General features: G+C 59.6%; 10 protein-coding genes. All 10 read right to left on the bottom strand.

The window, feature by feature from the left end; genetic code table 11:
• The coding region (locus ACH2EH_RS15165; RefSeq protein ID WP_395142882.1) for a BTAD domain-containing putative transcriptional regulator at nucleotides 1-1,438 on the bottom strand (1,438 nt) is incomplete at its 3' end.
• A gap of 201 nt (nucleotides 1,439-1,639) precedes the next feature.
• Complete coding sequence (locus ACH2EH_RS15160; protein ID WP_395142881.1) at nucleotides 1,640-2,635, bottom strand: AAA family ATPase; 996 nt, start codon at nucleotides 2,633-2,635, stop codon at nucleotides 1,640-1,642.
• Nucleotides 2,628-3,890 carry a Mu transposase C-terminal domain-containing protein gene (locus ACH2EH_RS15155; RefSeq protein ID WP_395142880.1) on the bottom strand — a complete coding sequence of 421 codons (1,263 nt, stop codon included), beginning with the start codon at nucleotides 3,888-3,890 and terminating at the stop codon, nucleotides 2,628-2,630. Before ACH2EH_RS15155 ends, ACH2EH_RS15160 begins: the two co-directional genes overlap by 8 nt.
• Before the next feature lie 344 nt (nucleotides 3,891-4,234).
• Nucleotides 4,235-4,603, bottom strand: coding sequence for a M55 family metallopeptidase (locus tag ACH2EH_RS15150; protein ID WP_395142879.1), 369 nt, complete (start codon nucleotides 4,601-4,603; stop codon nucleotides 4,235-4,237).
• Nucleotides 4,604-4,607: 4 nt separating this feature from the next.
• A complete protein-coding gene (locus tag ACH2EH_RS15145) occupies nucleotides 4,608-5,381 on the bottom strand; it encodes a glucose 1-dehydrogenase (protein ID WP_395142878.1) in 774 nt (257 codons plus the stop codon).
• A 21-nt stretch (nucleotides 5,382-5,402) separates the two neighbouring features.
• Nucleotides 5,403-5,996, bottom strand: coding sequence for a hypothetical protein (locus ACH2EH_RS15140; protein ID WP_309695262.1), 594 nt, complete (start codon nucleotides 5,994-5,996; stop codon nucleotides 5,403-5,405).
• Between the two features lie 25 nt (nucleotides 5,997-6,021).
• Nucleotides 6,022-7,335 carry a glutamine synthetase family protein gene (locus tag ACH2EH_RS15135; RefSeq protein WP_395142877.1) on the bottom strand — a complete coding sequence of 438 codons (1,314 nt, stop codon included), beginning with the start codon at nucleotides 7,333-7,335 and terminating at the stop codon, nucleotides 6,022-6,024.
• A 66-nt stretch (nucleotides 7,336-7,401) separates the two neighbouring features.
• Nucleotides 7,402-8,760, bottom strand: a complete 1,359-nt coding sequence (locus ACH2EH_RS15130; RefSeq protein ID WP_395142876.1) for an aldehyde dehydrogenase family protein — start codon at nucleotides 8,758-8,760, stop codon at nucleotides 7,402-7,404.
• Nucleotides 8,761-9,654, bottom strand: a complete 894-nt coding sequence (locus tag ACH2EH_RS15125) for a Gfo/Idh/MocA family protein (RefSeq protein WP_395142875.1) — start codon at nucleotides 9,652-9,654, stop codon at nucleotides 8,761-8,763.
• On the bottom strand, nucleotides 9,651-11,738 hold a 2,088-nt coding region (locus ACH2EH_RS15120), incomplete at its 5' end, for a hypothetical protein (RefSeq protein WP_395142874.1). The genes ACH2EH_RS15125 and ACH2EH_RS15120, both read right to left, overlap by 4 nt.

The following is an 11,738-nucleotide window of genomic DNA, read 5'->3' as shown; positions in this document are numbered from 1 at the left end:
CGAAGAAGCGCGTGAAGGTAAGCGGAATTCCTGCCTCCGCATGGCCCGCCTCCGCGTGGAGCGGCGGGAACGCGGCCTGCGCCATGCCAGGATGCTCTACCTGGAATAATCGCTCCGCACCCGGAGGGTACCCGGGCAGGTCACGCAGCCGGAACATTCCCAGTTCCAGAAGGCGCATGCCAGACGGCAGTCCGCGCCGCATCAGACCTGCCGTCTCCTCCGATAGCAGGGTCTGCCCGCCGTGCGCGGCAGCGAGCATCCGGCTGGCCCGGTGCAGCACCAGTCCGCGGTACTCACCCGTCTCGCTGTTTTGCTCTACGTCGCCGCTGTGCAGCGCCATGCGCACCCGTATCATTGCGCCGACTGCCTCGGGCCAGGTATGGGAAGCCAGCGCCTGCTGGGCGGCGACCGCGCAGCGAAGGGCGGGGACCGCACCGGCAAAGGCTACCACGAACCCATCCCCTGCTTCACTGACTTCCATACCACCGTGTTGGGTGAACGCCTCCCGCAGCAGGCGATGATGGTCGGTCAGCGCCTGCTTATAAACGTCGCCAGTCTTTTCCCAGTCCCGGGTGCTTCCCTCGATATCGGTTATCAGGAACGTTACTGTGGTTGGCCCAGTGGTGGCAGGGGGATGCTGTCTGGGTGTGACAGGCGGCGGAGCAGCTACAGCAACAGGAGCTGCCAGACCGGAACGCTTCTCTATCTGGCGGGCAAGGGCGCGCAGATCCGCACCCGGTTCGTCTGCCATCTCGTCATCGAGCAGGCGCTCGAACTCTTTGAACTGGCGCAGGGCGGCACCCGGCTGTCCTGCCGCGTCCAGAAGGCGGATAAGGGTATGCTGGGCTTCTTCACGGAGCGGTTCCAGCGACACCATCCGCCGGGCATATGCCAGAGCGTTTTCAGTTTCTCCCCTTGCTTCCAGCGTACGGACGAGACGTGAGGACGTGTCAAAGAACAGGGATGCCTGTCGTTCCTGCTCGCCGGTAATCCACTCTTCGTACAGGTGGGGAAGCAGTCTGCCCCCGTACAACTCGGCCGCACGTGCCAGCTGTTCCTCTCGGTCTCTCTCGTTCGCACCCCGTGCCGCCTCCTTAATGGCCTGCTCAAATTCGAAGACATCAGTGGTGACGGCAACGGGATTGAGGCTGACGGAGAAACGGTCGGCACGAATGACACTGTTAGCGGGTACGCCGGGCGGCTCAAACTGATGGCGCAGCGACGACAGGGCGACCGAAAGGCTGTTGCGTCCCGCGTCCAGAGTGCCCTCGGGCCAGAGCAACTCAATGAGAAACTCACGGGAATGGGTCTGGCGCAGGTGCAGAGCCAGATACGCCAGCAGCGCGGCGATCTTCTGGGACTTGAAGCGCGTAATGGTCTTATCTGCCTGCCGCGCCGACAGACCGCCGAATAGAGTAATGCGCCAGGGTTCGTTCATAGGTACTTGGTCTCGACCTTCATCGGCGTTTATCCGCCTTCATTCACCATAAATGCGCGTTATTGTTATTGCCGTTTTCGTTGTGGAGTGGATAGCGGGCGGATCCGCACTTGTTCGTTCGCGCAGCCTGAAAGTACAGCAGCACCCTTACGGGTCCCTTAAATGGAGCGTGCCCAGGGGTAGTGTTACCGAGACGGACACTCAAACTTGACCGATAACCAGGCTCTCTCTTGCCGCCTCCACGACTTGTCGCGTCACCGCCCGCAGAGTGTTGATTTGCGCGATGCGTTCCGCCTGGGACAAAAGCCGGTCCAGCAGGCGGAAGTTCCCGCCGGTGATTCGGATAACCGCAGCGACGGCTTCTTCGTCCAGCGGCGGCAGGTGCAGTCCCGGCGGCAACCACCCCTCCGAAAGCAGGGCGCGTACCTCCGTAGCGCCGAGCGGGCGGAACTCGTGGACGAATCCGATGCACGAGTAGAACTGCGGATAGCGTGCCAACCGCTTCTCCATCCCCGGCATCCCGATTAACACCAGGCCGATACCGCCCCGGTCAAAAATGGCGCGAACCGCTTCCAGACTCGCCATCTTGAGCCGGTCGGCCTCGTCAATCAAGACCAAGTCCGTAGGATCAGTAATCTCCTTGCGGCGTTGTTCATACTTGAGGCTAATTTCCCAGAGGGTGGGAAGTGTGCGCGGGATTTCGAGTAGAGGGCATTCTAGCCAATCGTGTTTGAGCAGCCTCTCTGCTCGATCTTGCTCGCGCTGGTTTTCATAGAGGCGGATCTGCTCACTCTCTTCATATTCCTCACGGTTAACTGGTTCAAGCCCAATGGCACGGAGCTGACTTCGGCGGTGATCGATTTCACGCTCGACCATTCCTGGCGTGTTGACCACCGAGGCAGTGTAGAGAACCTTGTGGTGTTCCCTCAGAGCTGCCAGTTGCTCAAGAGTCATCCGTTTTAGGAGGGGCAAACCGGTGAGCTTTTCGCTTTGTGCATATCGCCTTGCCGAGAGCGTTTTTCCAACCCCAGGAGGCCCGTAGCAAAGCCCAATGTACTGATACTGGCGGCACGCCTCACAGAACTCGGCAAAACGGCGGTATTCCTGCGTCTCGACGAAGGGACAGCCCACCGGAAAGGGGCTTCCCGTTGGGCAGTCAAAAGTCTCGACAGTGTCGAGACTTTCCGTTTCATTCATTAATGTAGCGCCTCAAGCGGGGGGGCTTTGGTGGTTCCACTTGATTCTGGGCGCTCGCCTCAGAATTACTGATATTTTCTTCAGAATTCCTGGTATTCTCCTCCTGTCCCCGTTTCAAATTCATAAGGGCATCCACCGTTTTCTGTCGATCTTGAATCGTCGCACGCAGGTCACGCCGCCTTTGATTACGTGCTCTAAGAACCTCTTTCAGTGGAATTGTTGCTCCTGCCAGCTCAGGGCAAATGGCCCGACAGAGGAATTGTCCCTCATGAAACAACCTCACTTCGGCCAGGTCACGTGGATCGTAGCGCAGTATCACCAATTCCCCGATGTAGGCAGCCAGTGTCGTATCCACATAGCGTAAGCCTTGGAAGCGAACCCCATCAGGGTGTACTTTGCGAGCCTTGGCAACCGTGAGCAGCAAAAGGTCAAGCTGCTCCAAAGAGTCTGGCATTTGGGGGAGGAATCCTCCCTGATGCCACCTTTCTTGTGGGGCAATTTTCGTTTCACCGTGAGGACGGGTATGGTAGGTGTCCAGCAGAAACGCCTTTAAGTGGCCGTCCAAGTCCTCCAAGCTCAGCGTGGGTTCACCACGAACAGCAGTAGTTCCCGGCGGTGTATAGCCGGGCAGCCCTGAGAGGCACATCTGAGAAAGCGTCGAGAAGAAGCGCTCGATACGTCCACGTCCTCTGGGTTTGCCTGGTAAAGAAAAGACAAGCTGGATCTTCAAGTCCGCCGCGACCTGCTCTAGATGCTGTGAAGTGAAGTCACTGCCATTGTCGGTGTAGAGAATCTCAGGAATTCCACACACTTGCCAACGAGCATCGCCCTTGCGCCAGATTGCCTGCCTAAGTGCCAGTGCGGTTTGAAGTGCAGAGGGAGCATTAAAGGAAAGGAAGTATCCAGCGATGGCGCGACTGTAGTCGTCAATAACCGTGGTCAGCCAAGGCTTTGCTGTCGTTGCGTCCTCGCGCAGAACCAGAAAATCCAGTAGCGTGTGATCTGCCTGCCAGATAGCGTTGAAGCGCTCTGCTTCTCGACGATGAACCAGCTCAAACGAATCCGCATATGCCTTGGCTCCCTCCTGAGCTAGTGTCACTAGGTCACCCGGTAGTTTGCGTACAACATCATAGACAACCGAGTAGCTGGGTGGTTTCTGCCCCTGCTCCACCGCAACACGACATACCTGTCTGTACAGAGTGGCGATGGGAATAGGTGGCCTCTGAAGTACCAAGCCCTCGACCAGTTTTTGCATTGTCGGGGAAAGTACGCGCCTGGCTCCTCGATCTGTCCTGCCTTTACGAGCCAGCGACGTAAGCCCAAATCGCCGGAACAGAGATACCCAACGCTGGGCGGTTCGATACGGGATTGCCCCTTGTTTGGCAGTCGCGGCGAGGCTTGCCCCTTGCTCCAGATGGGGTTGAAGCAGATGGAATCGCTCTAAAGCAAGGAGGCGTTGGTCTTCAGGTAAGGCCGTCAGAGACGTAGGGGGAACTGTGAAGGAATCGTTCACGTCAACTTCTCCTTCGAGTTTGCCCTTTGTGTAAGGGAAAAGTAGGCCATATAATTCAGAAGATTATACGCCAAATAATTCAGAAATTAACACGTGTGGTCAAGAAACCCGTTGATCGTCCCCGCCATCGCGTGCTGCCCGATCATGGCGACGCAGTGGACACTCGCATCCAGCCCTTCCCAGCGCACGGGTTTACGACTTGCGATCCACACACGTGTCGCCCGTGCGTCCAGCATCTCCGTAAAACCCTGGTTCCTATTTCGTCCGTGCCCGTCCAAGACGCGAACTTCGGTCGCCCCCGCATCGAACGCCCCCGCAATCGCCGCGTTCGTGTCCGCCGTGAGCTGCTCTCGGCCATATAAATACTCCGGCGCGTTGTCGTCGGGGTGGTAGCACTGATCCCAGTGATCCACTCCGGCGAGCCCCTCCATATCCGTGCAAATCCAGACAGTCATGCCGTTATTCCGGTGTCACGTACGCCGCCGTGATACCGCCGTCCACCAAGAACGTCGCGCCCGTGGTGAACGAGGCTTCGTCGGAGGCGAGAAAGAGCGCGGCGTTGGCGATCTCTAGCGCTTCCCCGAAGCGGCCCATAGGAATATGCACCAGGCGACGCTGACGCTTCTCCTCGGTGTTGAGGTACTTCATCAGGAGCTCCGTGCGCAGGGGGCCGGGGCACAGCGCGTTGACTCGAATCCCCTCACGGGCGTGGATCGTCGCCAGCTCACGGGTCATGGAGAGCACCGCGCCTTTACTCGCAGTGTAGGCAAGCTGGGGCGTCGCGGCCCCGAGAACCGCCACAAACGACGCGGTATTAATGATCGAGCCGCCACCCGCACGTCGAATCGCGGGGATGCCGTACTTGCAGCCAAAGAAGACGCCCTTCACGTTCACATCAAACGTGAGGTCCCAGACAGCCTCCTCGGTGGTTTCCGCGTTGTCGTCGTCGGCGTGGGAGATGCCTGCGTTATTAAAGAGAATGTGCAGCGCCCCGTACGTCTCCTCGGCAAGGGCCACCATGGCGGCGGAGTCCGTCGCCTTCGAGACATCGGCACGCGTAGCGACTGCCTCCCCCCCTTGCTCCTTCACCAGCACCACGGTTTCTTCAGCAGCCGTGAGATTCAAGTCCACCACGACAATCTTGGCGCCCTCTTGGGCAAATCGAAGGGCCGCCTGCCGCCCAATTCCTGAACCTGCGCCGGTAATCAGCGCCACTTTATCTGCTAAACGCATTGTCTATCCTTTGTCTGAAAACTATGATTGTGTGTGCTTCGCGCACTCGGTGCAGAGATAATCGAGTGCCGCCAGAAGCTCGTGGAGGTACTTGATGCTATAGAGATCAGACTCAAAAACCTCGCCTTGGGGAGTAAGCTTGTAGAACTGCCACCCCGTTCCATTGCTGACGATCCCAAAGATATCAATCTCATGCCCATTCTTCTGATTGTTCCAGCGACAGGCTGCCATTTCTGCAAGGCACTGTGCCCGCCCTTGCAGAAAGTCATCTTTCTTCGCTTCTGCCACACAGAGCAAGGGAGTGGTCACAAACGCGCGCTTGGGGGCGATTAAGTAGTCCGCAACTCCCGTGAGTGTGTCGGTCTCTAGGGGGGCAGCCTTCCAGATTTTAAGCTGTGGGTGCTCCGGCACGATCTCCGCAAAGATCGCATCCATCAGCAATATCCGCGCCTGCTCGGAGTTTTCCAGATCAAATGCCTCCAAGCGTCGGCGGTTCTCTTGAAAGTTCGCGCTAGGTTCTCGCTGGCCAAGCGGTAGCTCCCAGCGGATCAGCACATCGGCAGGAATCAGCTCCAGAGCCTCGCGAAGGGTAAAGCCAGAATACTTCCGTTTCATGCCTCTATGGTATCCCGTTTCCGCTCTAAATTCGCTCGAAGAAGCGCTTCTTTTCCCAGTCGGTGACCACCTCATCGAACTTGCGCTGCTCCGTGCGCCAGAAGTGCGAGTAATGGGTGACAACCTCTGGGCCAAAGGCACGAGCGGGGAAGTCGCTCTTCTCGAACTCGTGGATGGCTTCCCGGAGATAGGCAGGGACACGGGGGAGCCCTTGCGCTTCATACACATCGCCCTCGAAGAGCGGCGGCGGCGAGATTTGGTTGTCCACACCGTCTAGCCCGGCGGCAAGGAGCGCGGCGTAAACCAGATAGGGGTTGGCATCGGCGCCGGGGATGCGGCACTCGATACGCAGCGATTTGCCCGAGCCGACCACCCGAAAACCTGCGGTGCGGTTGTCGCGGCACCAAGCGATACTGGTTGGGGCAAACGAGCCCGCCTGATAGCGCTTGTAGCTGGCGACATTGGGTGCGAAGAACGCCGTGATTGCGCGGGCGTGGTGCATCATGCCCCCAAGAAAGTTCAAGAAGAAGGCTTCGTCGGAGAAAGCGTTGGTGCCATCTTCCCGCCAGAGCGAGAGATGGACATGCATACTGGAGCCCGCGAGCGTCTCGTCCCACTTGGCCATAAATGTCACGGCCTTGCCCTGCTGCCAGGCGATCTCCTTGGCGGCGTGCTTGTAGAGTACATTACGGTCGGCCTGCTCCAGTGCCTCACAGAAGAGCAGATTGATCTCCTGCTGACCGGGGCCCCACTCCCCCTTGCTAGACTCAATCGGCACCTCGCTGGCATCCAGTGCGCGCCGAATCGCTCCAACAAGCGCCTCCTCTTTGGTCCCCTGGAAGATATGGTAGTCCTCGATGTAGCGCCCCGCAGTCTTGGGCGAAGCATAGTGCTTCTCCCGCAGCGCGTCGTAGCTCTCGTCGAAGACATAGAGTTCTATCTCGGTGCCGCCCATTGCAGTCAGTCCACGGGCCTTGAGCTTGGAAATCTGCGCTTGAAGCATGGTGCGTGGAGCAATACTCGCGTGCGAGCCGCACAAGACAATTGCGGTTTTGTCTAGCCAAGCGGCGCGACGTAGCGTCTTAAGATCCGGCTGGACATGCAGATCGCCGTAGCCGCGCTCCCAGTTGGTGAAAACATAGCCCGGAACGGGATCCATCTCAATGTCGCAGGCCAGCAGATAATCGCAGACATGCATGCCATCGTCCACGACATGCTCTAGAAAATAATGCCCCGTGAGACGTTTGCCCAGCAGGCGGCCATACAAGTCTGGCATCACCGCGAGCACCGTATCAATCTCACCACTGCCAACTGCGTTTCCTAGCTCTTCTCGTGTCATCGTTTTCCTCATAACTCCCCTCCTTCGTAGAGGGAGGGGCTGGGGGTGGGTTCGGTGGGGGAGCGATCACTGCGCCCAGTAGATGCTTTTCACCTCACTGTAGGCGTCGAGGGCTTGCGGCCCCAGCTCGCGGCCCAAGCCGCTCTGGCCGTAGCCACCAAAGGGTAGTTCCAGATGCACACTGCTCGATGAGTTCACGGAGAGCGCACCCGTTCGCACCGCACGGGCGACGCGCATCGCCCGTGCGGCATCTTGTGTCCAGAGCGAGCCCGAGAGCCCGTAGAGTGTGTTATTGGCTAGGGCGATTGCCTCGGCTTCGCTCTCAAAAGGCAGTATTGTCACGACGGGGCCAAAGACTTCTTGCTGGGCAAGTTCTGCGTCTGGCGCGACTCCCGTGAAGACAGTCGGCGGGTAGAAACAGCCAGGGCCGTCGAGTTTCTTACCGCCCATCAGTGGCTTGACTCCAGAGCGCTCCACAAACCCATGGACGCGCTCTCGGTGCGCAGCGGCGACCAGTGGCCCCAGATCCGTGTTCGCGGCCAGCGGATCGCCAACGATAAGTTTCTTCGTGTTCTCTACGAAGCGCTCGACGAAATCCTTGAAGATAGACTTCTCGACTAAGTAGCGGCTCCGGGCGCAGCAGTCCTGGCCCGTGTTATCAAAGACACTCATCACCGAGCCTGCAGCTTTCTCTAAGTCCGCATCGGCAAATACGAGGCTTGCTGACTTGCCCCCCAGCTCTAAAGAGACGCGCTTGACGGTCTGCGCCGCGGATGCCATGATGGCGCGACCGGTCATGGTAGAGCCCGTGAAGGAGATCTTGCAAACCCCCGGATGCGCGACGAGAGCCGCGCCCGCTTCGGCTCCTGTGCCCGTCACGACGTTCACAACGCCCTCCGGCAAGATGCCCTTGGCGAGTTCCGCAAGCCGTAGCACCGTGAGTGGTGTCCACTCCGCGGGCTTGATCACCACCGTATTGCCCATCGCCAGCGCGGGTGCGAGCTTCCAGAGCGTGATGACCAGCGGGAAGTTCCAGGGAACGATGAGTCCACAAACCCCTAGCGGCTCGCGCAGGGTCAGCCCCAGCCCACCCGAGAGCCCGACGGTCTCCCCGCGTGCTACCGAGGCAAGGCCCGCATAGTAGTCCAGAACACGCGCCGCGTAGCCGATCTCCCCTCGCGCCGAGCCAATGGGTTTGCCGACATTGGCACACTCTAGCTGCGCCAGCTCCTCCGCGTTGTCTCGCACGGCAGCCGCGAGCGTTTGTAGCGCCGCCGTCCTCTCACGCGGCGCCGAGTGACCCCACTCACCCTCAAAGGCCCGTTGGGCTTTCTGAACAGTACGATCGATATCCGACGCACTCCCCGCCGGAACCGCCGTAATCGTCTCCCCCGTCGCGGGATTCACAATGAACAAAGAACGCACTTAACCTACTTTCTGAAGCTTCGCCCCAAGCGCGGCACTCTTGTCCGCAGCCTCGATAAACACCATGATTTCGCGCATTTCGGCGTAGGGAATGGCTGGTTTCTTGGTCTGGAACATCCCTACAATGGCTCTGAGCATCTCGCGGTAGTAGGCGGAACCAGTGATGGTATAGGGTTGGTTGCCTTTCTCGTAGTGCGCCACAAAGCCAAAGCCGTACTGCCCTGCCCGAATGCCCCGTAGGCTGGAAAGATGCCCACTAGGCCAGCGGGCCATGAGAACTTCACTGGGTTCGGTGCGCCATGATTGTACCTCTATGCAGCCTGGGCCAAGAAGCGTGTAGAGCATCTCGACGCCATGAATGCCGTAGTGCAGCAAGCCGGGGTTACCTTCATGCAGCGCACACGGCCCCCAGACCTCGACGGAGAGAAGCTTGCCTAGCTCGGCTTGTTTGGCGAGCGCGGCTGTAATTTGCGGGTCGTAGCGCAGCGACGAGCAGCTCATGAGCGGGGCATTGTGCTTCTGTGCCAGCGCGATCATTGCGTCAGCCTCTTTGAGGCTCCCGGCGAACGGCTTGTCTACAAATGTCGGGATGCCAGCCTCCAGAAACGGCCTGGCGCGCTCTAAGTGCCGTGAACCTTGCTGAGACTCGATCATCACAGCGTCTATCTTGCCAATGAGATCCATGGGCTTCTCGACCCGTTCCACCCCGAAATTCTTTAGTTTCTCGACATAGCCGGGGATGCGCTCGGGCATGATCTTGGAGTCGCCGGGGCAGCCCGCCACCACTTTCGCACCGTCCACCCACTCGCTCTCGGCAATCGCGACATGGTTGAGGCGCTGGGTAAAGGCCTCGACGTGCGACGTGTCAAAATCCACCAGCCCGATTCGTATCATGCCGTTAGATTCTCCCCCACCGTTGAGAATCCTTCCCGCAGGTACGCGAGATTGGCTAGCTTCTCCAGCAAGTCCATCTCGACATAGTAGTACTGATTGGACGCTTCAAACCCGATTCGTGCATCTTGGGCTTGAAGTGCGAGCAGGCGACGGGTGAGCATAGCCTCGTCGCCTAGGAGTTTCGTGCGCTCTAGGGAGTCTGAGCCACGAATTTGGATGAAGCGTGCCTGATTGGCGACACTGGCGAAGTGAATCGCGACAACTTCCATCAGGTGCGCTTCGGTACGAACGGCCGGGTTGCCGCTGTTTTGCAGAGATTGTGCGCCGCGCTCAAACCCCTCGGCGACTTTGCGGAGCTGGGCGATGAAGATCTCGGGTGGGTAGACGGCGCGCCAGGTGTTGAGATCGTCGTAGCCGAAGCCGACCATAGTTGCCCGATAGCCGGTCGGTTTCTCCCAGAGCAAGTTCGCGGGGCCATGCTGAAACGGGGTGTTGTAGATGGTCTGGATATGAAAGGGGAACTCCTCGTAGGCAGAAGAAACCGCCGTCCAGGCAGCTACGATTTGTGCCGCATCACGCGCACCAAACCAGCGATGGGCAACCGTGTGCAGGGCATCTGTGGCGCTCGCCCCTTGCCCGATCTCAGCGACGACTTCTAAATTCGGCGACGGGTAGCCGCCCAGTGTCCAGCCGAGCATCAGGCCATCCACCTGCGCGGATCTTAGCCGCTCGGCGTGTCTCGCCGTGTTGGCGACGGCGGGCACGTACGGTACGGCGGAGAGCTCCCAGGAGTTGGCGGCCTGGATTTTAGCGACCGTCTTGATGCCTCGCGCCTTTGCCAGTGCCCAGTGCTTGGTCGCCCGTGGCCCCGGCCCCACGGCGGAAAGGCTGTACTCCCCCACGGTTGCCGCAACGCCGCCACGCCGAATCGGCAGATCCCACTCACTCACACTCATAAACAGCACATCACGAGGGAGTTTCATAATCGCATCGGTGACGACAGAGTCGGGCCAAGCCCAGTCCCAGACGATGAGCTTTTGCTTGCCTCCGGCTTTGGCAAGGCCCGCGTGAATGGCCGTGTTCACGTCCGTGAGTGAGGCGACTGTTCCTCGGCTTGCACAACGAGGGCATTTCGCGCCGCCGCCATGGCTCCAGCAGTGCGTCTGGTTCTCGGAATAGGTGATGGAGAAGAAGCCCGCCAGCTCGGGCACTGCCGCACAGACACTCGCGATAGCCTCGGTGAGGTACTGGCGCACGGCGGGGGCTGCCGTACACAGTGTCGCGTGCTCCCCCACCGTGATCCCCTTCACCTCGGGGGCTTTAGCAAACGCAGCCAGCGGCAGGGTGCGCGGCTCGTTGCAGTAGAGCCACACCCCAATCCCGTGCCTCTTCGCCCTCTCCGTGAGCTTGCGCAGGCCCGCAAGCCTCTCTTCATAGTGGGCGCTGGCCGATGGGTTCCACGGGTTGGGCGCGAGGTTGCTTAGCACTGCCTGCATCCAAACCCCGTCCACGCCGGACGCCGCCAACCGAGCCAGGTAGCCATCGGGGTACGGATCGGCCTCTTTCTCGAGGAGAGGATCGCCGTAGAGCGCGTGGTAGGAGTAGCAAAAGCGCGGCGAGAACGGATTGGGTCTGGAGTTGGGGCGAGGTTGTGTGGGTTTCTCCAGCGCCTTCACAAACGCAAAGAGCGCCTCTTGCTTTTTGGGGAAGCTGTCTTTGACTATCGTGGCAAGCTCGGCTGTTCGTTTTTGTGCCGCCGCATCAGCCTCCTGCCAGCGCACGAGGGGGCACTTGGGCTTGTGACTCCCGAGCTTGATGTAGAGAAAATCGTCCTCCTGGAGCGTGAAGGCCAGCTTTTCAGGTGTCCAGTCCAGTAAGATCAGCAGCTGCTCGTAGGGTAGTAAGTGCCAGTTGCGCCGGATGATCGTCAGCGCTGAGCGCCGCCACTGATCGGCGGAGATGCGTTTTGGGGCGGGGAGCCCCAGCGCTGCGCTGAGTTTCTTGATATTCGCCGGTGTCGTGCCGATCGTTCTCGCGAGCCGCGCCGTTGGCACAAGAGTCCAGTTGCGCCAGACAACAGCATG

Origin of the sequence: Armatimonas sp. (genome assembly GCF_043760365.1) — a bacterium.
GTDB lineage: Bacteria > Armatimonadota > Armatimonadia > Armatimonadales > Armatimonadaceae > Armatimonas.
Note: the sequence above shows the minus strand (reverse complement) of the source record. Positions and strands in the feature narration are given on the sequence as shown.

Excerpts from the sequence above, each read along its gene's own strand:
- ACH2EH_RS15160 (WP_395142881.1), bottom strand. The coding sequence starts at position 2,635 with ATGAATGAAACGGAAAGTCTCGACACTGTCGAGACTTTTGACTGCCCA.
- ACH2EH_RS15145 (WP_395142878.1), bottom strand. The coding sequence starts at position 5,381 with ATGCGTTTAGCAGATAAAGTGGCGCTGATTACCGGCGCAGGTTCAGGA.
- ACH2EH_RS15150 (WP_395142879.1), bottom strand. The coding sequence starts at position 4,603 with ATGACTGTCTGGATTTGCACGGATATGGAGGGGCTCGCCGGAGTGGAT.
- ACH2EH_RS15140 (WP_309695262.1), bottom strand. The coding sequence starts at position 5,996 with ATGAAACGGAAGTATTCTGGCTTTACCCTTCGCGAGGCTCTGGAGCTG.
- ACH2EH_RS15135 (WP_395142877.1), bottom strand. The coding sequence starts at position 7,335 with ATGACACGAGAAGAGCTAGGAAACGCAGTTGGCAGTGGTGAGATTGAT.
- ACH2EH_RS15125 (WP_395142875.1), bottom strand. The coding sequence starts at position 9,654 with ATGATACGAATCGGGCTGGTGGATTTTGACACGTCGCACGTCGAGGCC.
- ACH2EH_RS15155 (WP_395142880.1), bottom strand. The coding sequence starts at position 3,890 with ATGCAAAAACTGGTCGAGGGCTTGGTACTTCAGAGGCCACCTATTCCC.